Raw genomic sequence first — 23,897 nt, 5'->3', positions numbered from 1 at the left:
AAAAATATGCAAGAAGCACTTCCGATTACCATAGTGGCCGATGGCCAATTTTCAAAAGCACTTAAGCCGTTGTTATCAGAATTGGAGATGTGGATAAATTTTCAGGCATTAAAAGCGGACTGGTACGGCAATGAAGATTGCCGCTTAGTATTTGATTTTAGCTTGATCAGAACATTAGAAGAAAAGACACAACAACTAACTGATAATTGGATAGTAGCCCCCGGTTTTGCTTATCATTATGACAGCAGTAAGTTAACCACCGTTGCCTTTATTGCGGTCGAAGACTTAATTAAAAAGGGGGTGGGTATTGAGCAAGGCATAAAATTCCGATTAACCGCCGTTGCTAATATTATTGCACGACAACATGGATTAGTCGCATTAGCTTGAGGTGAGATTAACAAAATTTCCTACAAAGAAGCACACTCAATGAGTCGCGGCTTTGTAGGAGATTTATCAAAGTAACTTATCTAATGACTCTAGATAGATGTGTAGGATTAACTTATTCCACCGCTGGTAACTGACAACCGTCAGCACTTAGCGAATTAGTGTAAGTAACATCACTTACATCAGGTGCAAATTCACCTGCCGCAATAGACGCTTTCGCTTTTAAGTAGGTATACAACACTTCTGCATCAACATAACCTGTCATCACAGCGCTTGAGAGTTTAGGGTATCCGTCACCACCAGCAGCATTGAAACTTGGCACTGTTACACTGTAAGTACCAGCAGTATCATAACCTTTCCCATTAATATCCGTGATTGCGACTGTTTTAGCGACACAATCAACACTCATTTTAATACCCGTTAATTGCGCATAAGCACCAGAGCCAATTTGGAATGTTGCAACTTCACCTAGGTATGCGCTGACTTCTGCCCCTGTCATATCGCTCTTAGTAATAGTATTGCCAAAAGGTTGTACTGTTAATACGTCTTTGTATGATATATCACCGACTTCAATATCTGCGCGTACCCCACCCGAGTTCATTACGCCAATATCTGCATCAACTTTAGTGGTTTGTGCAGTAGCGAGCAGATGACCTAAGTTAGTTTGCTTAAGGCGAACGATAGTGCGATCACCATCCAATTTAACCGCTGTCGTTGCGATAACTTCCGTCAAGGATTCCTGACCTTTGTCTTGGTAATACTTTAGAATCTCATACACTGTTTCATCAGGTTCAATTTGTGTATCAATAATGACTCGATCACCGGCGTCATTTTTTTCTTTAAGGTTAACTGGCACTAATGCATAACTTTCTAAGTGTAATTTACCATTAAAGTATTCGAAATCTGCACGACCTACATATTTTCCCCATTCGTGGGCTTGCATAATATAGGTGCCATTTTGCTGATCGGGCATACAATCACCTCCCGGTGCAAACTCGTCATCATAACTGCCCTCTTTCATACACACAGGATTCTGTGAATGACCACCAATAACCGCGTTTAAATCACCTTCCGTTACAGCCCGCGCAAGTGCAACATCGCCCTGTGCATTACTACCATTAGCACCATCTTCATAATGGCCCATGTGTGTAGTCGCAAATATTAAGTCAGCCGATTTAGCTGCTTTAATTTCAGCAATTACTTTTTTGATTTCAACTTTAGGGTCAGTAAATTCTAGTCCACCAATAAACTCTGGATTACCAATTTTCTTAGTATCTTCAGTCGTTAAACCGATTACCGCTATACGCAACCCATTAATAGTAAATATTTTATACGGGTCAAAGTAACGTTCACCCGTTGCTTTATCGTAAATGTTAGCCGCTAGCATTGGAAAGTTTGCTAAATTACGCTGCATTTCAACAACAGACAGCGCGTTATCAAACTCATGATTTCCCACCGCCATTGCATCATATTCAATTAAATTCATACCGATAAAATCTGGAATCGCATCTTGTAAGTCAGACTCTGGCACACCAGTATTTACATCACCACCCGAAAGTAAGATAGATTCACCACCATCCGCTTTCACTTCAGCGCGGATTTGATCAATCAGCGTCTTACGTGCGGCCATACCATACTCGCCATATTTATTTTCCCAAAAGCGGCCATGGTTATCATTAGTATGTAATACGGTAAAGCTAGTACACGCATCTCCCGCTTCTGCACATGTGGAAAATGGTGTAATTTCTACTTCCGGTAAAGATGTGGCTGGAGTTGTATCATCATTATTACAACCCGCTAATGCAGCTAATACAGCAGTTGCGACTAAACCTTTTATTAGTTTATTTTTCATTTTAATTAATCCATATATAGTTTTTACCAAAGAACAAATGACCAGTTAAAGACCAAAAGAACATCCATTAATCGCATCCTAACAAAGAATAACTGCAAGATATGTCAGTTTTATGAATAAACGTGATCGAAGCATTATTTTTAATTCCACCTAAACCAGTAACCTAAGTCAGTGATTATTTTTTCATTAAAAGCCAAAATGAAAAACACATTGAACAACTGATTAAACTGCCTTTTCAATTTATAAAAAAACTTAACTCTTTCTGATTTAACAATCTAAAAGATTGTCACCTAAAAAAAACAAAAAAAACACAAGCCATTGTTAAAAAACGAATTTAAGTAAACACCCATTCTAAGATCACAGAATAGAAAGTTACTTTCAAAGGCCAACCTTGATCACACTAATTGACTTAAACAAGGTGTAACGTTGCCTCTTTCAAAAATACACTACAATGTCTTTTGAAAATAAAGCACTAAAACATTGATAAATAGATGCCTTAATAGCATTCTACTTTAGCGATGTTTTTTCAATACGGTTGGAAACTAAAGCGTGATAAACAGCAAAATCACAGGATTTCCAGTGAACAGATAACAAGGTGAGCATGTGTCCCTTTACGGTTCAGATGATAAAACTAACTGCGTTAATAAAGATGTATTGAACAAATATAAACAGGGTGAACAAATACCCAGTCATTTTTTATTAATCAAACGCGACATTAAACATCGCGACAAAACCCGTTCATGACGGGCTGGTTTTATACACAAGGACATAAAATGAAAAAGAATTTTCTTGCTCTATCAATCGGTGCCGCACTGTCGTTAAGTGCTCAAGCAGACATCATCATTTCTGAATACGTTGAAGGTGGCAGTTACAATAAAGCCATCGAAATAGCCAATACGGGGGAACAATCAGTCACTTTAGACGGTTATGCTCTGGCAAAATCACACAATGGGAATGGCGAGTGGGGTGCAACAATGCCACTTGATGGCATCACTCTTGAAGCAGATGGGGTTTATGTCGTTGTTAACGGACGAGCAAGCGACACGATAAAGGCCATTCCTGGTGCCGTTATTGATACACACAGTGTTGTTGGGCATAACGGTGATGATCCTATTGCTTTAATAAAAGACGGTGTTGTACATGACATCGTTGGTGAGATGGGTGATGTTGATTTTGCTAAAGATAAAACCTTAATACGCCGTGTTTACACCCCTTCTGCACTCTACGACAAAACACAGTGGCAAGAGTTTACTAAAGACAACATTGAAAACCTGGGTCAACTAGATGCAGGGCAAGAACCTGCTGAGCCTACTGAACCTGTCATTGGCGAGCCAACTACGATCATGGCTCTACAAGGGGAATCGTGGGCATCACCAGAAACAGATGTAGCCAATGGAAAATATATTTCTGATAATACTTTCGTCGTAGAGGGCATTATTACCACCCTTGACTATTCTGGTGGGTTCTTCATTCAAGATGAAACTGGCGACGGTAACAACCTGACTTCTGATGGCATTTTTGTTTTGGGATCAACAGCAGGCCTAAGCGTAGGCGACAAAGTAGCAGTAACGGGTAAAATAAAGGAAGATTTTGGTTGGACTAAATTAGAATCAACGCTTGTTAGCACTATCAGTGCTGGTAATAGCATTGAAGCAACCCCACTGCGAACCCTTGAAAGCGACGAAGATTTCGATTTCACACTAGAGCGCCATGAAGGCATGTTAGTGGCTTTTGATAAAGCCGCTGATATGCATATCACACGTTCTTTTGGTTACAGTTATTCTGACCGCCGTAATAACCTCACTGTTTCGCATGAACGTGTAAACCAGCATCCTAACCAATCGAATGCGCCAAGTGCGCATGAAGGTGCTATCGATAGTGCCGCAGAAATTCAAACAGACAGCAATGAAGATAAACGTGTTGTTGTTGAATCATTTACAAAAGCGCCAAACGGTGTGGTGCCATGGTATCCAGATTTTGGCAAAGCCAGTATTGACCAAAATGGTAGTAGTGACGATTACTTACGTATCGGCGATGTGATTGATGGCCTCGAAGGTGTGTTAACGTATTCATACAATGATTACCGTTTCTACGTAACTAACGAAGCAAGTAAAGAAAGTTTTGCACGTGAAGCGACCGATCGTAGCGCAACACCTGTTTTAAAAGAGGGTGATTTACGTGTTGCTACGTTTAATGTGCTCAATTACTTCAACTCACCTTTTGACGGTGAAGCAAACCCAACCGGTCAAAACCGTGGTGCAGAAACTGCCGATGATTTTGAAAAACAAGCCACTAAAATTGTTCAAGCGATGCTTGCCATTGATGCTGATATTTTGGGATTAATGGAAATTGAAAATAATGGTTTTGGTGAGAGTTCAGCGGTCGTTGATTTAGTCAATCGTCTTAATGAAAACCTTGAAATTGCGGATCAGTATTCAATTACCCAGCCACCCGCAGAGGCGCTAACCGAAGGTTTTATCGGGACAGACGCTATCACGACTATGGTCATATTTAAAGCAGCTAAAGTGAGCCTTGATGGTGTGCGTATAATTAATATGCCAGAGCAACATGCACCTGAAATCACTATCGAAATTGGCGGTAAAGAGAAGACAGAAAGTGGTGATAATTACATGCGTCATGCAGTGACACCCACCTTCTCGATTGCAGGCACAGACGAAAAACTAACGGTATCCGTTAACCACTTTAAATCGAAAGGTTCTGCATGTTGGGAAGATTATGCACTACAAGCGGGCGGTGACCCGGATAAGCAAGGACAATGCGAAAACTTTCGTGTTTCAGCGGCTTACCAGTTAGGCAAAGTGATGGCGACGATTGAAGGTCACAAACTGATTATGGGTGATTTAAATTCTTACGCGAACGAAGACCCGATGATGGTATTAACTAACCGTGATAACGCAGCCGATGATTATATTCTAAAAGCTGCACGTGATACTTTTATCGGCGACCTTGCTTTGCATGGCGAAGAAGGTGCTGTGATTAGCGAATCTTACGGTTACTTGAATGTCATTAAAGAGATGCATCCGCAATCGCATAGTTACTCTTACAATGATGAAGTGGGCACACTGGATTACATCCTAGCTTCTGCATCGCTTAAGGCTAACATTGTTGATAGCATGGATTGGAATATCAATTCATCGGAAAGTACGCTGTTTGAATACCCATCTAAATACACAGGTGACCTGCCTAAATACGATGATGCGTACAGTTCATCGGATCACGATCCGGCGATTGTTATTTTGAATTTTAACGATAAACAATCACCCGTAATTCCGGTAGTGACACCAGAATTCCCCACTCAAATTGAATTACCCGTTGAACTACCAGAAATACCAACAGCAGTAACCTCAGGGGCGGTATTTAAGGTGGCATTTAACCTACTTGAAGCCAACAAATCAGCACAAGCGTCAGGTAAAGCGACACTTGTTGTCGGTGATATCGCATCAATTATTATTAGAGATGGCATTCAACAGCGCAGCGTCAAAAAGTCGATGAATGTACAAAAAACATTAACGCCCTCTGACTTCAGCGCAGGATATGTTGAGTTTGAAATACCAGCACTAGCAGAGGGTGATTACACAATGACTAAAATCATTACCGATGCACAAGGGTCTCAAAAATTTGCCTCACCTAATGTGACTTTTTCTGTAAAAGAGAAAAGCACAACCGATGCAACAGGCAACACAAGTGGTGGCTCTGCAGGTATGTTAAGTCTCTTTGCAATGCTGGGTTTTGGTTTCCTACGCCGTAAAAAAGGAAAATAATCTTTATTCAAGCCAATAAATTAAGAAGGCTACCCTGCCTTCTTAATTTATGCATTAAAGTATTAGTGGACAAAATCATGATTAAAATAGGCAATAAAAATGCTCAAAGCCCGCCCTGTTGGCCCTCCAGAATTAAAGTGATTAATCCAGAGAAACCGTAATCCTTATGTCAATAACCCACACAGGGTAGATGACATATTTTCTAAAGACTCGATAGCGATCAATTAGTTGTTAATCGCTGGTTGCTGACAATCAAATTATTCTTTCCCTTAATAACGCCTAAATCAAGCTCAACACTTGTAAAACCTCATGTCATGATGGAAAAATCGGTCTAATTACTGTTTAATAGCCATTAGTTTAAACATCATGAGAAAAACATTAGAAAAGTAGTCTCCTTAATCTTCTTTAATTATCCAATGGGTAACATTACATGCCTCAAATTAATACTAGCTTTAACGAACTCACTACTAGCGATCAAGATATGCTCACTGAAATTGCCGTTTTGTATTATCAAGAAGGATCAACTCAAGATGAGATATCCAAAAAGTTTGCTGTTTCTCGCGTTAAAGTGGGTCGACTTCTGCGCAAAGCAAGAGAAGAAGGCATTGTTGAAATTAATGTTCGCTATCACCCCGTTTACAGCGCACAACTAGAACGCCGCTTAATGGATAAATTTAAGCTGAAGCGTGCGTTGATTGCTCTTGACCATAGTGACGAGGAAGAGCAACGTAAACAAGTTGCGACATTAGTGTCAGGCTTCCTTGCTAATAACCTCACTGAAAATAGTACAGTCGCCGTTGGTAAAGGCAGAAATGTAGCAGCGGTCGCTGATCATGCCGGCATAGTAATTAAACGTAATGCACGCTTTGTTTGTGCTTTAGGTGGCACCCATCGCAGTGGCGACAGTACCAATGCAGATCACATATGCAGACGTTTAGCGAAAAAGTTTGGCGGCACCAGTGAAACCTTATATGCCCCGGCTTACGTTGATAACCCTAAAATACGTGAAACGTTCTTTGAGCACTCAGTGGTTGCAGACACGTTAAACCAAGCAAAAATTGCAGAGTTTGCCTTAGTGGGTATTGGTGATATGAATGAAAGTAGCCACATGGTGCAATTAGGCTGGTTTACCCCAAAAGAATTTACTGAAGCACGTCTCGAACAAGGCGTTGTAGGTGATATCGGTGGTTTTGATTTTTTTAAACTCAATGGCGAAAATGCTAACAGCACCTTAAGTTCACGTGTGATTGGCCTCGGCACTGAGGATCTAAAACGCATTCCAAATGTTATCGCAATTGCCACAGAAGACAGAAAAGTATTAGCCATGCTTGGTGCCCTGCGTACCGGCAGTATTGATGTACTCGCAACCAGCGCAAGTTGTGCGATGGCGTTATTAAGCATGGAAGACTAATAGCAGACGAATTTAATCTGTGATCAATTTTGCCATTAATTTAGCTCCGCTAATATTTGATCACTTTTTAAATTCTATTGCTATCGGTATTTAGTCTTCATTGTTAAACCTACTTATCATTAAAGTCAGCCTACATTCTCCAATAAAAAAACGATTAGCACTTAAATCCCTCGCTTTTATTAACACAATTATTCGCTAGAAACTCACTCAGTAGCTGTCCAATCAATATCTAGTATGACTAAAATTGTAATAACAGAGATTACAACCCTCCGCAAAAAGAACAAAAGTTCAAAGGCAACTCAAAAGAAACATTCAAAACAATCAATAACGAGTCACGCATCACTTAAATTTTAGAAATACAAATACTTACGCGACGCCCCTCACTGAACAAATGACAGCCTCAAGTACAATTGAAAACATAAATAACTTTATTTAAATAAGCTTAATTAAGGTTATTCAAAAATTTGTTATCTCATAACAACAAAGCATTTTCGAAGCTCAAATAAATGAGCATTAAACATAATTAATATCGATGGACTAAACATATGACATTTTTAAAAACACTAACAGCGGTGGCTATCTCAGTCGCATTATTAGCCGGATGTAATAACGATTCAAACGTGGTTAAACCCATCGAACCCGCAGAGCCAACTAATCCGATTGAGCCCCCAGCGGCAACCAATGTTCGCTTCGCTACTTATAACCTTTCTTTTGATCGCAGCAGTTTACAAGAGCTAACCACTGAAATGCAGATCAGCGCAACTGAACAAGAAGCACTAATGAGTAAATGGTTTAAGGGAGAGTTAACAACGGATGAACTTAAAGTTGCTGAAAAGGTCATTCAAATTCGTAACGTAGCAGCGATTATACAAACAGAGCGCCCTAGCGTATTAATGATGGGTGAATTTAACAATGATGGGCTGGGTGAAAATCAAGATGCAATCAACGGTTTTCGTTCAAACTACTTGGCAGTGGCGCAAAATGGCTTAGGCACCACCTCTGAAGAGAAGAAGATGCTAGCGCCAATTGAGTTTGCTTATACAGAGAACTTCTCAACGAACACTGGTCTACTCAGTGAGTTTGACCTCGATAGAGACGGTCAAAATGCATTGCCGGGTGATGCTTGGGGTTTTGGTTTCTACCACGGCCAGTACGCCTTTGGTTTATTATCTCAGTATCCAATCGATACAGATAACATCCGTACTTTTCAAAGTTTCAAATGGAAAGATATGCCCGGTGAAAATAATCCAACAATCACTAACTGCGATGAGCTCAAATACACTATTCCCGTAGGCATGTCATGCGGCGACGAATGGTATACACCTGAAGCGTGGGCACAAAAACCGCTTTCCTCAAAAAACCACGTTGATGCCCCTATCTTAATTCCAACCGCTACTGGTGAAAAAGTAGTACATCTTTTACTTTCACATCCAACGCCACCGGTGTTTGATACTCTCACAGAAAACAACAAACTGCTCAATCGAGCTGAAATAGAATTTTGGAATGATTATATTTCAAATGCTGATTATATCTATGATGATAAAGGCGTGATGGGCGGGTTAGGGTCTGATGCTTCTTTTGTTGTAATGGGTGACCTTAACGCTGATCCTGAAAGTGGTGACGGTTTTCTTGATTCAATTCAAAACCTGATTAAACATGAACGTGTGAACATAGCCGCAACAGATGGAACCTATGCCCCAACCAGTAAAGGTTCAACCGAATGTGTAGAGCAAAAAGAGGGAAGCTGCGTCGATACCAAATATCCAGATCGTATTACCAGTACATTTGGTTTACGTGTTGACCACGCAATTCCGTCAAGCGATCTTAATATTACAGATTCAGGTGTTTTCTGGCCTGCAAGCTTTGAAGAAGGACGTTTATTGATGGATGATAAACGCGTTGGAAAATGGGGTAACGGCAAAGATATCTCTTCTGATCATCGTCTAGTCTGGATTGACGCGACCTTGTAAATAACCGATAACGGTTATCTTAGAAAACCGTCTTATGGCGGTTTTTTCTTTTTTAATCACAATTCCTTAATACTTAACTTGTCTTTTGAGCTTCACTAGTAGAGGTTATTAGCCTAGAAAGTAGATGACACCGTTGCAATGTAATACCCAGAGGCCGGATTTATGTATAAAATTTTAGTCGCAGATGATCACCCTTTGTTTAGAGATGCGATCGCTAATATCATCACAACAAGCTTTCATGGCGCTAGCATAGAGCAGACAGAAGATATTGGATCAACGCTTGAATACCTTAAGTGCCATGATGATCTTGATTTAATACTATTAGATTTGAATATGCCGGGAATGTCTGCTCTGCAAGGGTTATTGACGCTACGTACAGAACATCCAACCATACCTGTGGTGATTATTTCAGCAGAAAGAGACAAACAAACCATCTTACAAACACTCTCTTATGGTGCGGTAGGGTTTATTGCAAAATCATCTTCTAAAGCAATTATTGTTGAAGCGGTGGAGAGTATTTTTGCCGGAAATGTTTACTTGCCAGCAGATATTATGCGCTTGCCTGAACCCTCTAAAACAAACAACGAATTTGTAGTATTGCCAGAACAGGTTGCTTCACTAACACCTAGAGAATTGATGGTATTAAAAAACCTGACACAGGGGGAAGCCAATAAACAAATTGCATTTAACCTGCATATTTCCGAAGCAACGGTAAAAACTCATGTTTCCTCAATTTTAAAAAAACTAGGTGCATCTAACCGAGTTAAAGTCGTATTAGGCTGTGCTGACATTGATTTTAATCAGCACCTGTAAGTATTAGGATCAATCTTTAGCACCCGCTTGTTCATTGAATAAATGGATCAACGTTGTTTTCAATTTCATTGCTTTTACCGGTTTATGTAATAACAATAACCCTAACTGCTTAATTTTGTTTTTTAATGATGCGTTGTAGTTAGCCGTAATCATTAACACTGGCAATGACAAAATTCGATCATGATTAATCTGTGAGGCGACATCTAAACCATTAATATCATTATCTAAGTGATAGTCCACAATTAACAGGTCAGCATGATCGTTACCTATATTCACCTGTGCTTGTAAATCGATTAAGCTAGCCGCTGTTATGACAGTGCATCCCCAGGTTTCAAGTAATTTTTGCATCGCAATACAAATATTCAGATCGTTATCAACTAACCAAATAGTGCGTTGCCTTAGATCTGCCTGTGTTAGCACCTGACTAAGAGGCACCTCTAATGCGGGCAGCATGTTACTATCAACCAGTGGCACACTCACCGAAAATAACGAACCTTTTCCGAGATGCGAAGCAACTTTAATTGGATGCTCAAGTACTTTTGATAATTTATCAACAATGGCGAGCCCCAGTCCAAGACCATTACTGAATGCCTGGCGTGAAGAAGGTAAGCGTTTAAACTCTTTAAAAATTTCAGTTTGCTGATCTAGTTCAATACCCGCACCGTTATCCCAGACTTCAATACTGAGGTATTGACCAACACGGCGGCAACCCAGTAATACTTTGCCTTTATTTGTATAACGAAAAGCATTAGACAAAAAATTTCGTAAGATACGTGCGAGTAAAACACTGTCGCTGTGCACAAAACGATCACAGCTGACATAACGTAACTGCACGGTATATTGCTGACTTTGTTGCTGGTATTCATTTGCTAAGTTATCCAGTAACTCAGAGACCTTAAAATTAGATTTATCTGCTATCACGATTCCTGCATCTAATTTAGAAATATCAACCAGTGTACATATCAAGTTTTCCAGATCATTGAGTGAGCTACTGACAGAGCCAATCAACGATGATACCTGGCCATCTAGCCTGTATTCATCGATTGAGCTAGTAAACAGCTGAGCAGCATTAAGTGGCTGCAACAAATCATGGCTGACAGCCGCTAAGAATTTTGTTTTAGAGTAATTAGCCAGCTCAGCTTCTCTGGTTGCACCTTGCAAATCCGCTTGTACTTGTCGGCGTTCTTCAACCTCATGTAATAATTTTTTATTGAGGATTTGCAGTTGAGAGGTCCGCTCAATGACTCTGGCTTCTAGTTGATCATGCGCTCTTTGTAGCGCCAGAGCATTTAACCTACGTTCAGTAATGTCTCGGATTAATACAAAGAACCCCAGTACTTTTCCACTAGCCTCAATATTAGGCACATAGGATTTAAGTAAATAACTTAATTCATCGGTTTGATTGATCTCTTTACTTTCAAAGCTGACCGTTTCACCTTTTAATGCGCGTTTAACAAACGGCCTTAATTGTTGATAGTTAATACTTTCATCTAAAGCTGAAATATTAAGCCCATTTTCCGAGCTTCCATACCAATCAATGTAAACCTTATTAGTAAACTCAAATTTTAGATCCGCACCAATGTAAGCGATCATCGCGGGTACATTATCAGTAATAAGACGTAATCGTTGCTCATTTTCTTGCAATGATTTGGCGTAATGATGCCGTTCGGTAATATCACTATAAGTTTGAACTATCTTTCCATCAGCTAAGTGATTCCTTTTAATTTCTACTATCACACCAGAGCATAATGTTTGTACCGTAGAGTCTTTATTCATCACCGACTGCGTACACAGTTCTAATTCGGTCAAGGCCTGTAGATCTACCAATCTAGGATGGGCACTTAATTGCGATTCAGTTAACTGACTAAGTTGCAGGAAACGATTATTCCAAACTTCAATTTTTTTATCACCACTAAATAACACAACAGCCTGTGATAAATTATCAACTAAGCTCTGCAGTTGTAGCGATTTTTGAGCCATTGCTTGCTCATAACGTTCAATTTCTGACTTTTTTAACGCACTGATATCGGTATAAAGTAAAACACGTCCAGCTTCCTCTGTATCGCGTTCATCAAGTTGAAACCAACGTCCGTCTGGTAACTGAAAAACAACTTCTATAGAGCGATTTTTATTGTACTTATTAACCGTTTTATTGGGCAGACTTTGTAGATTGAGCAGGGTTTGTGAGGATAAATCTGAGGAATCAAGCAAGGCTTCAAAATTGCTATTCTGGAAAACAATAGTGTCATTCGCATCTAATAAAACAAAGGCTTCAGAAATGCTTTCTATTGCATCGGTAAAACGCTGCTGAAATATTTTCAATTGTCGATTTCTGCGCTCTAGTTGTGATAGCGTTTGATTAAGCGCCTGTGTTTTTTCTCGGACCTGTTGAGCCAAATGCACCGAATGCTCAAAGGCTGCATAGGGCGCCGACTGATTTCCCCCCTCTTCAACACGTTGCATTAGTGCTTCATTAATTTTCTGTAGTTTGGCATTGTTAAGGCGAAGCTGCTCATTTTCAGCGCGTAATAAAACATCATTCATCAGCGCCACCCGCAATGTACACGCCAGTAAAGGTTTGGTTAAGATGAATACCATTTATGTGCTCGCCATAGGTATTAAACCCAGCTATTTTGTATTCACTGTTTAATGCCTGCATTTTGTCGTTCAATTTTTTTTGCTCGATCTCTAAACGTCTTAACACACAGTCGCAGGCAAGCACTAATTCTGCTTGCCCGTAGCGCTGCGACATCGCATCCAACTTAGTGGATAAAGAATGCAGAATATCATCCATTTCAACCGCGGTTAATACAATGCCAAGGTCAACAGCACAATAAAAAGTTAAACTTAAATCCGCTTCATTTACCTTCTGAATTGAACGAATATAATACTCTCCCCCCACCTTCACCGCTAATGGGTTAAGTGAAAATACAGCCGGACAAAGATCTTTCACATCAAGATTTAATAAGCGTGCATATTCAAGCGCAGCGGGTTCAGCATTGAGCTCATAAACAGTGCGGCTTTGCACATCAACCTCGGTCACCACTAGCTTTTCGGTCGCATATTTTATGTGCTGGCAGTTAAACACCTCAAATGAACAGGTTGTATTAATCAGAATCACAACAGCGGCGTGTTGAAAAAATTGACCGTCGAAATAGACATGTGTATTACACTGGTTCGCGTCACCACCAGCAGAACCGCCAAAATGTGGAATGCCGGCAGCAGCTGAATTAAGGGCTGCTAAAAAATGCTCTTCTTCAAAAGATAATCCATCCAATAACGTCAGCAAAAAGGTATTGTTTTTAAGCGCCGTTAATTTTTTTGATTCACATTGTTCACTGAGTCGATTAATCGTTTTCTGGGCATCCAGCAAATCAAAACCTGACATCGACTCAATGAGCTCTGCGCTTATTGAAAAAGAGCTTGATGAGAAACCAATAGCGATGATCGAATGTGATTGATTACCCGTGACGCTTACTTCATCTGCACTGGTACAACCCACGACTTTAATTTGGCTAAATAGCGCCTGTAGTAATACGGCTAACGCAGGTAATGAATACGCTGATGAGCAGTAAAATAGAACAAAATTAATATCGGCATGATTAAGCTGCTGTTGAATCTCTATACAAGCTTGTTGTACGTCACTTGACTGACTTGAGGCGGTGATCGTTTTAATGTCCGTCATGCTTTATCCTGATGTTTGAAAACACACTAAGTTTTAAAAAACTGAAGAAAAACAATAACAAATATGCACAACATGAAATGAGGTCAAAGAAGGGTTTTAAGGTTTTAAAGGGCCGTTTAGAAATAAATAGGGCCAGTTTAAAAATAAATAGGCCCTAGTTACAGTATTACTTTCCGTTTCTGTCTTAGTTAAAAGAAACCAAGCGGTGAAGTGCTATAACTGACCAATAAGTTTTTAGTTTGCTGGTAATGATCTAACATCATTTTATGTGTTTCACGGCCAATACCGGATGCTTTGTAACCACCAAATGCGGCATGTGCAGGATATAAATGATAACAGTTGGTCCATACTCGTCCCGCTTGAATACCACGGCCCATTCTGTGCGCAAGATTAGCATCTCGAGTCCAAACACCCGCTCCTAAACCGTAAACACTGTCATTGGCAATTTCAAGCGCTTCGGCTTCATCTTTAAAGGTAGTAACCGCAATAACAGGGCCAAAAATCTCTTCCTGAAAAATTCGCATAGAATTGTCACCCAGCATAATGGTTGGTTGAATATAAAACCCATCACTAAGCGTATCATCGAGGGCTTCTTGATTACCGCCAGTCAGTACTTTAGCCCCTTCTTTTACGCCAACATCAAGATAACTAAGAATTTTTTCGAACTGCTGTTTTGAAGCCTGTGCCCCCACCATAGTATTAGTGTCTAATGGATTGCCACGCACAATGTTTTTTGCTTTGATGATCACTTTTTCCATAAACTCATCAAAAATATCTTCCTGAATTAGCGCACGAGAAGGACAGGTACACACCTCTCCCTGGTTGAAAAAACCCAAAGCAAACCCTTCTGCACATTTATCCAAGTAATCATCTTCGTATTGGGTGATATCACCAAAAAACACATTAGGAGATTTGCCACCAAGTTCCACTGTTGAAGGGATCAGATTCTCGGCCGCACATTTTAATATATGTTCACCTACCGCCGTTGAACCCGTAAAGGCTATTTTTGCAATTCGTTTACTCGTTGCTAAGGCTTCACCCGCTTCTTTCCCATAACCATTTACGATGTTGAGTACACCGGCAGGTAATAAATCAGCAATCAATTCCATCAAGACCAAAATACTAACCGGTGTTTGTTCTGCAGGTTTAAGCACAATACAGTTACCAGCAGCTAACGCAGGTGCAAGCTTCCAAGCAGCCATTAATATCGGAAAGTTCCACGGAATAATCTGTCCAACGACCCCGAGTGGTTCATGAAAATGATAAGCCACTGTATCGTTATCTATCTGTGATAACGTGCCTTCTTGCGCACGAATACAGCCAGCGTAATAACGAAAGTGATCTGAGCTTAATGGTAAGTCTGCTGCCAATGTTTCGCGTACGGGTTTCCCATTATCCCAAGTTTCAGCAACCGCGAGGAGCTCAAGGTTTGCATCAATTCTATCCGCTATTTTGAGTAATATATTTGATCGTGTCTGTACCGAACTACGTCCCCAATCACCTTTAACTGCATGGGCTGCATCGAGTGCTAAATCAATATCTTCTGCGCTAGATCGTGGAATTTGGCAAATGACTTCTCCGGTTACCGGAGTGGTGTTATTAAAGTAGTTACCTTTTACAGGTGCAACCCATTGTCCGCCGATAAAATTCTTATAAGTCGCTTTGAAATTGACGATAGCATCTGTACTGCCAGGATTTGCATAGATCATAATTAACCTCTTGTTTAGGCAGATGATAGTGCGCATCTGTCTTTTGATATATCGAATATAGGAGTGTTTACAAGAGGTATAATAGCCCTGCTAACTAAGAGATAACTATCCGCCATCAGCATGAAAAAACTCATACTTTAGGATGAGATAATGGATGATGATAGAGATTATAAAAAGGTTTATTCGCCGCTTACCTTTCTGACATAAGCTAGCTTTTTATTAAAACATATATAGAGAACTAACCTAATCGAACAAGCATTAACGAGTGATCTTGTCTTAAGCAGGAAAATACGTGCTATCAAGGTATGAGTTGCAGGAAGTAGTTACCCTCTTTTCACAAAATTCTATGATATTATTTTGAAACGCTTTAGTTGGCCAAAACGTGGTGAATAACAGGACGTTCTGAATCAAATTCATAACCTAGATAGCGCTCGTTTTAACAAGCTCGACTGATCATAAATTAAATACGCTTAATATTAGCATCCCCCTTGAGATCCCATCAGGACAATGGCATTAGATATGCTAAAAACATAAAAGGCCCTGGTATCGAAATACCAAAGGCCTTTTAATAATACAACCCTCTAATTTATCAGCATTAATTGGTTAACATTGAGTATAAACGCATTTCAGCTTCGCTCATCCAATGTATGCTTTCAGCCGGTGCAGCTGCGATGGTAAACCAGTAAAATGCTTGTGGAATGCCCATCTCTTGGTAGTATTTTAAATAACCTTTATGTTCATCATGGTCTTTAGGATAATCAGTGGCTTGTTTATCTCCACCAGCCCAAGCGTGAACCCCTATTTTAGCCCCTGCTTCGATAGTGCGCTCAACACCCGCTAAGAACATATCCGTACCACCCGATGCAACCATGCCATCCGCTGGAATATGTGTTGCAAGACCATGCTGACGAATCACTTTTGATGCTAATAAGTTAATCTCATCATCCATTGAACCCGGTACATCTTGCAAGACTAAGGTTTTAAGTTGCGGATGATCTGCCAATAACTTATTGATATCTTTTAACGTATTCGAATTAATCACACCATTCATATATACCTTGCTGCTATCGCCATCTTTAAAGGTAAAAGTGGCCGGAGTCTGTCCACCCGTATCGTTGCCAGCATCAAATAATGCTTCAACAAACGCAAAACCTAATGGGTTATTTGCCTCTAGCTGAGCAACCGTCGTAATAGTAAACTCCCCCGCGACAGCGACATCATTACCAAAATAAATATTGGCTAAATTAAACAAGTAACTGCCATATTTTAACGTGTTTTTATCCGATGCATTTTGGTGCACGGCATCAACATAGTCATCTTGATAAGCCTCTGCCGGAACGAAGAGTCCATTATCAACAGCTTCTGTGTAAGCGCTTTGTAATTGTTGATATTGCTCAGATAAGTCAGCTTCCGTTAAAAGGGAGTAATAGACGATAAGATACATCAACTCTAATTTTGTCGATGAAAGTCCATTATCATTCTCTAGTGTTTCATCCGTGCCACCATCATTGCTAAAAACAGCCTCTAAGGGCAACAACGTCATTAGATATTCAATGTGTTTATCTAATGTGCCTTCATCTTCAACAACAAGCATCTTAACACCCGCATTTAACAAGCCTAATTTCACTTCAGCATTAAGAGACCCCAATACTTCAGCAATATCTTCGACAGCACGATCGTAAGCTGCCTTCTCTACACCATGGGTCCCATACACTGCAATGTTTTGAAAATTTTGTTCGCTAATATAAGCAAAGACCTGATTTTTCTTTGTATCTAGCGTGACTCCATTTACTTTAAATTTAATCGCATCGTAACTGCCATCGGGCAACTGACTTGGTAAACCGTAATTCGCATTGGTTAAAATGTTATAAATGGCCGGATCGATTGCCTGTACTTTCTCTTTAGTATTGAGCTTCCATTCATCTTTAATCTCATCGAAACGCCCCTCGAAGGCTTGCGCCCCTAAAATAGACGTTAATGCCCAATAAGTGTATTCACCGACCATACAAGCATAATCGCAACTTGCATCTTCATAAGTAAACCACGCTGAATCAGAATACTTTGCAGGCACCGTTTCGAAACGACCGCCACGCGCGATATCCATCGCATCTGCAACAGAGGAATCAACCTTAGCTGCAAACACATCTGGGTATTGTTTTGCATAACCAAATTGGTTGATTAGATGTAGTATTTCCTCTAAGGTAGCATCAAAATTTCTTGATTCAACCTTTGATTCACTTCTCGATTCAACGCTTGAGTCACTCCCCTTGGGGAACATTTCATTGACATATAAATCTTCTAAGGCCGCATTTTCTAACAGCTTTGCCGATAAATACTGCTCAGTGATTTTTTGCATCTCACTTTCAGTCGATGCCATGATTAAGGTTGCATCATTTTCAACTAACTTAGCAACAAGCCCCTCATTATCAGCATGACCATCTTGATCATTATCTAAATATCCAGCCAGTATTTTTGCTGCATGTTGAATCGCTTCAATAGACGTATTAGCAGATCCCCTGATTTCGATACCAAATACCGTCGTTGAACGCGGAAATGCCAGAGTGAGCTTGTTCTGTAATTCAGTGCCAATGGTTGGTTTAGTGGTTGTCGTTGGATTAGTCGGTGCCGTTGGCTGAATAGGTTTTACAGATTCATTATTACTACTACCACAGCCCACTAAAGTGAGACTAACAATCGCAGCCAACAGACCTTTACGATAAGGGATGTCGTTTACGATGTTGCTTCCTACGTTGTTTACTATGTTGCTTACTAAATTCATATTATTTCCAAAATAAAAGATGTCTGATTAATCTGGACTACATTATCAAGGAATTTTGAATCTAATAGGGTAAGCAGGAGTAAGCTATTGTAAGGGAAATGTAAGTGCCTCATTGCAACTTATACGCCCCCTCTCCAAGCAGGCCGGTATAAGTTTTAAGTAATAGGTCAGATTTAATATCTCAAGCTTCAAAGCCATAAAACCAATGCTGTTTTTTTAATGAGTAAAGCCACGCGTTTATATTTAAGCAGGGTTAACTTTCACACTCCCCGCTTTATAGTTTTCAAACCAATAACCCAGCGTATAGGTCACAATAATAATATCCGTGATGGGAAAGGGACAACGGCACTTGCAGAACGGCAGCAAACTCAAAGCCCCCTTTACCCATATTGACACTACGTGTTTCACCCGCCCACTGATATGCATTACCTAACCACATACGATGCCAACCGACAATAGTGGCAACATCAACCTTTCCAATAAGCGCTTCATCGTCAGTAAATGTATATTCATAAAGTTTTAATAATAAGGCTGATATTCGCCTTCGATACTGTTGATGTCGTATTTAACCATTTCCACTCTCTTTACAGGATTGCTGTCCTAATGCTGTCACTCGATATTGCTGTAATCGGCTGGTGGGTTTATCAGGTATCGTCATCTCTATTAACCCTGCATTTAATGCAGGTTTGAGATAACGTAGGCTGAAAGACTTCTTATCTTTTAAGCCTATTAATGCCTGTAATACCTCACGTTTAAACTGGCCTGTATTATGTAATTTACTCTCACATTGCATCAAGGTTACTAATGCAAATACTTGCTCATTAACTTGGGGGGTGTCTTGGGGGCTAAGGTCACTTCCTGCACGATGAATTGATCTGGTTGCTAACCATCAGTCAATCGTTAGGCAGGGTTTATGTTTAGTTAACCGTAAACTTTTATTTTATGACAGGCATAAAAAAGCCCACATAAAGTGGGCTGTTTTATAAAAATATGGTGCCGCTACTGGACTCGATTACAATCACTATCTAACTGAAATATAACAACATAAATTAATTCGAATTTAAAAGTGTTACTTCTAGTGTTACTTAAGTTCAAAGTGATATATCAATTAGTATCGAAGTGTTCTAATAAGATGATATTGCTATAACGGAATATTCGATAACAATTTTACCTCTTAAATAATAAAGGTAATAATAACTATTCCATACTTCTTAATAGCATCAACTTTATAAATGGGTCAACTGCCATTAACCCCATTCAATTTTAGATGTTCTTTTCTTAAATAAATGCTTTTTGTTAATACTAAGCACATAAATAACAAACTGAATAATTCACCTCTTTTATAAAGAAAGCTGATTTTTTTTCTCTATATAAAGTCCAAGAAATCCAAAACCTAATGCGCATGCAGATAGAGTTAGTGCATTTCTATTCGTACTTTTACACGCAACCAAAGCAGTTCCAATCACAGAGACGGTTAATGAGGCTTTTAGCTGTGCGCTCGTTGAGCTTCCTGTAAGCACCTCACTGGCTAAATGCTCACAATTATTGAACACACTATATTTAACATTACAAGATAACCTACTGTTAATTCTATCTATAATCGCCTGTGTAGCATTAATACAGGTCTTTCTGACTAACTTTTCTCCTGCTGAAAAATCATCAACAGTACTTAGATGAATATTCTTATCAGGGCTTGTATGTAATACCAACTTTTCTCCTCGCTCAAAATCAAGCTCTAATCCTGCGTGGGCGACTAAACCTGAAACTTTCTTTCTATACACTTTAGTTACTGACATTAATACTCGATCACTAAACATATTCTTATTAATCAACATTTCTGCTATCCTTGTATTTCATTAAAAAAATTAGATACATTCTAAATGCGAATATACAAAACAAAAAGAATATTATCCTCATGATGGATAATTGTCAATTATTGAATTTGAGAATTTTCTATGAATCAACAAATAACCTACAACGCATTAGTTGGATTTGAACTAGAAAGAATTAGAAAAGAAGTTGAAAAGGAACAATCTGAGATCTCAGCGATTACGGGTATATCTCAACCTGTTTTATCTAGATTAGAAAAAGGAAAAGCAATGATCACTATCGATCAATTGTTTGTCGTTTGTAAGGCACTTGGAGTTAAGCCTGAAACGATCATATCTAAAGCTTCAAGAGGCGTAGAAGCCTTTAGTGAGGAAGAAGCTGTTAACGTTACGACAACCAAAGAGGCAAGCGCAACTGGCGCAGTACTCACTGGTGCGGCAATTGGGGCATTGTTAACATTGTTTTTAACTAAGGGAAAGTAACTGAAAAATAATAAACAGTAGAGATGTGAATACCCACATCTCTACTGTTTGTTTAATATTTATTGTTATTATTTCATGTTCGAAGAAGATTAAGATAGACTTTATTTTTCAATATTTTGTTTTCTTGTGATATTTTCTCTGCTAAAAGCTCTTGTTTTTCTAATTCCAACTCAAGCTCAGTTAACCATGTATCTAACTCAATTTGAACATTTAAAGGAGGTAAATCTACTTCTATATTCTTTATCTTGCTAAATGTAATATGAGGCTGTGCAGTACCTGATGCAAGTTTTCGTAGGTCTTTCATTTCAAGGACCTTGGCTAAATAAGGTACATGAACTTTATCTGATAACTTGGATTCCAAAACTAAGGCATTATTTGTGGCCCAAATATTTCCACTTACATACCTAACATTGCCACATAAAGCACCAACTCTTCCAATTACAATATTTGAGCCTTTTACGTGAAAATTATCGTAATATCCAATAACTCCATTCCCACCATAAACTGGGTATATCCCTTCTTCTTTTAATTCACTTCGAGACAAAGGCTTACTAGGTAAAGAGCTTACTAGCTCTTCGACCTTATATGACTTTAGATGATAATTAGATATATTCAGTCTTATATGATCTTCTAATCGACTAATCCTATCCTTTGTATACTTTAGACTTTCAATCATTTCCTGATTGATTTCACTTAACTTATCCAAGTTAATTTTTGCGTTAATAAGAACCCCATAAGACTCACGATCATTTTTACGAAAAAGTAAGTTAAAAGAGTCACCTAATTCATTTCTATTAACAAACCATGAATTTTTTGATAACTCTTTAAGTTCTAACTTATCGAAAAAGTCATCAAAGTGCTCAATGCTTATTCTACTTTTTTTAGTAAATCTTTCGATAGTGTTCAATTGATAAATCCATATATCACTGGTACAAGATTCATTACTGAAGAACAACACACTTAACTTTACCCCCGTATAAGGTAGCATAGCTCCGGGAGGTATTGATAAAATGCAATTGATATTGAAGTCACTTAACAGTCTTTTCTTTAAAGCTATACCCGAAGAACTTCGATCAGTAAAAAAACGATCAGGTAAAACAATTGCAGCTCTTCCGCCAACTTCTAAACTGTTCATCACGTGATTTAAAAATTGATAATCTACATAAGAGCTTTCAAAATCCTGAGGGTAATAGTCACTTGAATGATTATATTTTCCAAATGGAGGGTTCGTTAGGACAATATTATATTTTTGACAATGTGTACCGATATCAAGACTATCAAACAGTCTCAATGAAAATGACTCATCACCTTTAAATAATAAAGAAGCGAACGATGTAAGATAGGCAAAAGGTGAGATCTCACCACCTACAAGGTAGCTATTGTCATTATTTTCTTTCCCCTGAGTGTAACCCGATGCCGTAACTAAAAATCCACCAGTACCGCATGCTGGGTCATATACTTTATCCCTAGATTCGGGTTTTAATACACGCACGATAACTTTGCTTAATGCATCAGGTGTGTAAAATTCACCAGTTTTACCCGAGTCAATTGACATTCTTTCCAATATACTGCGGTACCATTTAGACAAGTACTCAAAATCATCTCGACAAGTAAGTAATGAAGTTAATTGAAGTATTCCTTCAATTACAATCGAGTTATTTAGCTTTAAAATCGTATTTTCAATGCTACTTATCAGTAGTTTTTCTATATCTGGACAACGGCTCATATAGTCATGAGAACAAGCCACTTCATTGATTACATTTTTATAATAATAAAAGTAATCCTCATGATTTCTTAAACTATGTAACCCACTTTGAGAATAAGCGTTCTTATTAGGTTCTTTAGAACAAATAATCTCAAAAAAGCGAATAACTAAAAATAAAGAAACTATTTCAATTGCTTGCTCTGAATTTTTAATGCTTCTTTCTCGTTTTAGCTTAACCAGCAAATTATCTGCTTTATCTTTGAAATCATGCATCATAATTTACCCACCATAAAATTATACATATTTGAAATATCTTCACTGATTTCGCTAATAGGAATTTCGCTAACATATGCTTCTAACTTACTTTTATCTAAACCTACACCATCAGTATCAATCATGGTTGTTATATAGTTTTTTACATCTAAAGCTCTAATGGCATCGTTATCAGCTGAATCATTTTCTTTTAAATAGCTTCGCGCTGGTATTTCGTCATTGTTAACATGATCAATAAGGCCATTATTTGATAAAGCGGTGTAAGAAAGTAGGTAGGTTTTTATTTCTCTGCGTTTCCATGCAAGAAAAAACATTCCTATCCCCCCGTTACCTGCTCTCAAAGAGTTAACTGAGTCTCGACTCTCTTGGCCAGCTACAGATACTCCGTCATTTATTTTGAATTCAATCGCAGCTTCATCTTTATCACAAATAATGAAGATATTTTTTACTCTTTTTTCTGCTTCAGAAGATAATAAAGATTTTATCCATTCAAACTTTGCTTTACCCAATTTCTCATTTGGTCCTCCACAACTTGACTCTTGTTTGATTACCTGAAGGTTCGAAAGTAAGGCTATATTCAATCCCTTTCTTTGCGCCAAAGCTAGAAATATTGTCCAATCATTGTAATCGTCCATCAAGACTATGTTTTCCAACTTACTACACACATCAAATTGAACAGATCTCATTCGTGACAAAGATGATAACCGGTTAATGATTGTCTCCGCTTTCCGATCTTCTTTAATAATGCCTCTATCAACAATTTTCAGATGTTCAAACCCATTTTGGGGGGCAGTTATTGAATCAAGTAGATGAGTTGTTGTCAAAGCATGACCTTGTATAGAATGTAACGCATCCCATAAATTTTCTATATTTTTGTAATGCAAGTGCGAATCGACCTCATCTAATAAAAATAACGAATCTTCACTATCAAACAAGTCTACAAGTGCATACAGAAAAAGAATTTGAAATTCACCATCACTAAGGTCATTTAGCTCAATCCCATCTTTAAAGGTTAATTTAAACGACGCTTTATCAAAGAAGTAATCATTATCCGCGGCTTGAGTAAAAAATGTCACAACTGGATCAAAGTACACTTCTTCGGGATCATTAAACGAAGGAATAAAAAAGTTTTCGTACCCTAAAGAAATTTCTCTATTTGATAATGGAGCTTCAAACTCATAGTTTTCATCAACAATACTATTTACAAAACTCTCTAGCGTTC

At 38.7% G+C, this 23,897-nt stretch carries 16 protein-coding genes; 6 read left to right on the top strand and 10 right to left on the bottom strand.

Features of this window, described 5'->3' with window-relative positions; translation table 11 throughout:
* Positions 1 to 387: hypothetical protein (locus CXF74_RS17750; RefSeq protein ID WP_332870279.1), on the top strand; the 387-nt coding region annotated here is incomplete at its 5' end.
* A 112-nt stretch (positions 388 to 499) separates the two neighbouring features.
* Here the strand turns inward: CXF74_RS17750 and ushA are convergent.
* Positions 500 to 2,236, bottom strand: a complete 1,737-nt coding sequence (gene ushA, locus CXF74_RS17745; RefSeq protein ID WP_101083866.1) for a bifunctional UDP-sugar hydrolase/5'-nucleotidase UshA — start codon at positions 2,234 to 2,236, stop codon at positions 500 to 502.
* A 773-nt stretch (positions 2,237 to 3,009) separates the two neighbouring features.
* On the opposite strand from ushA, the gene CXF74_RS17740 reads away from it, so the two are divergent.
* The 4 genes from CXF74_RS17740 (at position 3,010) to CXF74_RS17725 (ending at position 10,212) form a co-directional block, all read left to right on the top strand.
* Positions 3,010 to 6,018 carry an ExeM/NucH family extracellular endonuclease gene (locus tag CXF74_RS17740; protein ID WP_101083865.1) on the top strand — a complete coding sequence of 1,003 codons (3,009 nt, stop codon included), beginning with the start codon at positions 3,010 to 3,012 and terminating at the stop codon, positions 6,016 to 6,018.
* Positions 6,019 to 6,448: 430 nt separating this feature from the next.
* Complete coding sequence (locus CXF74_RS17735; RefSeq protein ID WP_101083864.1) at positions 6,449 to 7,429, top strand: sugar-binding transcriptional regulator; 981 nt, start codon at positions 6,449 to 6,451, stop codon at positions 7,427 to 7,429.
* Between the two features lie 545 nt (positions 7,430 to 7,974).
* On the top strand, positions 7,975 to 9,399 hold the full coding sequence (locus CXF74_RS17730; protein ID WP_101083863.1) for an endonuclease/exonuclease/phosphatase family protein: 1,425 nt from the start codon (positions 7,975 to 7,977) through the stop codon (positions 9,397 to 9,399).
* Between the two features lie 162 nt (positions 9,400 to 9,561).
* Positions 9,562 to 10,212: a response regulator transcription factor gene (locus CXF74_RS17725; protein ID WP_101083862.1), complete on the top strand. Its 651-nt coding sequence runs from the start codon at positions 9,562 to 9,564 to the stop codon at positions 10,210 to 10,212.
* A 9-nt stretch (positions 10,213 to 10,221) separates the two neighbouring features.
* Here CXF74_RS17725 and CXF74_RS17720 read toward each other — a convergent pair whose 3' ends face one another.
* The 7 genes from CXF74_RS17720 to CXF74_RS17690 form a co-directional block, all read right to left on the bottom strand.
* Complete coding sequence (locus tag CXF74_RS17720) at positions 10,222 to 12,756, bottom strand: hybrid sensor histidine kinase/response regulator (protein WP_101083861.1); 2,535 nt, start codon at positions 12,754 to 12,756, stop codon at positions 10,222 to 10,224.
* Positions 12,749 to 13,897, bottom strand: a complete 1,149-nt coding sequence (gene nosP, locus CXF74_RS17715) for a nitric oxide-sensing protein NosP (RefSeq protein ID WP_101083860.1) — start codon at positions 13,895 to 13,897, stop codon at positions 12,749 to 12,751. Before nosP ends, CXF74_RS17720 begins: the two co-directional genes overlap by 8 nt.
* Before the next feature lie 188 nt (positions 13,898 to 14,085).
* A complete protein-coding gene (gene exaC, locus CXF74_RS17710; protein ID WP_101083859.1) occupies positions 14,086 to 15,606 on the bottom strand; it encodes an acetaldehyde dehydrogenase ExaC in 1,521 nt (506 codons plus the stop codon).
* A gap of 595 nt (positions 15,607 to 16,201) precedes the next feature.
* The gene (locus CXF74_RS17705; RefSeq protein ID WP_101083858.1) at positions 16,202 to 18,385 is read right to left on the bottom strand and encodes a hypothetical protein; all 2,184 of its coding nucleotides are present in this window, start codon (positions 18,383 to 18,385) and stop codon (positions 16,202 to 16,204) included.
* Between the two features lie 283 nt (positions 18,386 to 18,668).
* The gene (locus CXF74_RS22250; RefSeq protein WP_198552907.1) at positions 18,669 to 18,824 is read right to left on the bottom strand and encodes a hypothetical protein; all 156 of its coding nucleotides are present in this window, start codon (positions 18,822 to 18,824) and stop codon (positions 18,669 to 18,671) included.
* Positions 18,825 to 18,950: 126 nt separating this feature from the next.
* On the bottom strand, positions 18,951 to 19,256 hold the full coding sequence (locus tag CXF74_RS17695) for a Fic family protein (RefSeq protein ID WP_332870280.1): 306 nt from the start codon (positions 19,254 to 19,256) through the stop codon (positions 18,951 to 18,953).
* Between the two features lie 469 nt (positions 19,257 to 19,725).
* The gene (locus CXF74_RS17690; protein WP_101083856.1) at positions 19,726 to 20,220 is read right to left on the bottom strand and encodes a hypothetical protein; all 495 of its coding nucleotides are present in this window, start codon (positions 20,218 to 20,220) and stop codon (positions 19,726 to 19,728) included.
* 120 nt (positions 20,221 to 20,340) lie between these two features.
* On the opposite strand from CXF74_RS17690, the gene CXF74_RS17685 reads away from it, so the two are divergent.
* A complete protein-coding gene (locus CXF74_RS17685; RefSeq protein ID WP_101083855.1) occupies positions 20,341 to 20,697 on the top strand; it encodes a helix-turn-helix domain-containing protein in 357 nt (118 codons plus the stop codon).
* Between the two features lie 73 nt (positions 20,698 to 20,770).
* Here the strand turns inward: CXF74_RS17685 and CXF74_RS17680 are convergent, their stop codons facing one another.
* Both CXF74_RS17680 and CXF74_RS17675 read right to left on the bottom strand, forming a co-directional pair.
* The gene (locus CXF74_RS17680; protein ID WP_101083854.1) at positions 20,771 to 22,678 is read right to left on the bottom strand and encodes an N-6 DNA methylase; all 1,908 of its coding nucleotides are present in this window, start codon (positions 22,676 to 22,678) and stop codon (positions 20,771 to 20,773) included.
* Positions 22,675 to 23,897 (bottom strand): AAA family ATPase (locus tag CXF74_RS17675; protein WP_101083853.1); only part of this gene is annotated, 1,223 nt, incomplete at its 5' end. The genes CXF74_RS17680 and CXF74_RS17675, both read right to left, overlap by 4 nt.

The organism is Psychromonas sp. Urea-02u-13, from assembly GCF_002835995.1.
Lineage (GTDB): Bacteria > Pseudomonadota > Gammaproteobacteria > Enterobacterales > Psychromonadaceae > Psychromonas.
The sequence above is the reverse complement of the archived record's forward strand: the minus strand, read 5'-3'. Positions and strand labels throughout refer to the sequence as shown.

Excerpts from the sequence above, each read along its gene's own strand:
- CXF74_RS17735 (WP_101083864.1), top strand. The coding sequence starts at position 6,449 with ATGCCTCAAATTAATACTAGCTTTAACGAACTCACTACTAGCGATCAA.
- CXF74_RS17730 (WP_101083863.1), top strand. The coding sequence starts at position 7,975 with ATGACATTTTTAAAAACACTAACAGCGGTGGCTATCTCAGTCGCATTA.
- exaC (WP_101083859.1), bottom strand. The coding sequence starts at position 15,606 with ATGATCTATGCAAATCCTGGCAGTACAGATGCTATCGTCAATTTCAAA.
- CXF74_RS17720 (WP_101083861.1), bottom strand. The coding sequence starts at position 12,756 with ATGAATGATGTTTTATTACGCGCTGAAAATGAGCAGCTTCGCCTTAAC.
- nosP (WP_101083860.1), bottom strand. The coding sequence starts at position 13,897 with ATGACGGACATTAAAACGATCACCGCCTCAAGTCAGTCAAGTGACGTA.
- CXF74_RS17685 (WP_101083855.1), top strand. The coding sequence starts at position 20,341 with ATGAATCAACAAATAACCTACAACGCATTAGTTGGATTTGAACTAGAA.
- ushA (WP_101083866.1), bottom strand. The coding sequence starts at position 2,236 with ATGAAAAATAAACTAATAAAAGGTTTAGTCGCAACTGCTGTATTAGCT.
- CXF74_RS17705 (WP_101083858.1), bottom strand. The coding sequence starts at position 18,385 with ATGAATTTAGTAAGCAACATAGTAAACAACGTAGGAAGCAACATCGTA.
- CXF74_RS17680 (WP_101083854.1), bottom strand. The coding sequence starts at position 22,678 with ATGATGCATGATTTCAAAGATAAAGCAGATAATTTGCTGGTTAAGCTA.
- CXF74_RS22250 (WP_198552907.1), bottom strand. The coding sequence starts at position 18,824 with ATGTGGTTAGGTAATGCATATCAGTGGGCGGGTGAAACACGTAGTGTC.
- CXF74_RS17740 (WP_101083865.1), top strand. The coding sequence starts at position 3,010 with ATGAAAAAGAATTTTCTTGCTCTATCAATCGGTGCCGCACTGTCGTTA.
- CXF74_RS17690 (WP_101083856.1), bottom strand. The coding sequence starts at position 20,220 with ATGTTGATTAATAAGAATATGTTTAGTGATCGAGTATTAATGTCAGTA.
- CXF74_RS17725 (WP_101083862.1), top strand. The coding sequence starts at position 9,562 with ATGTATAAAATTTTAGTCGCAGATGATCACCCTTTGTTTAGAGATGCG.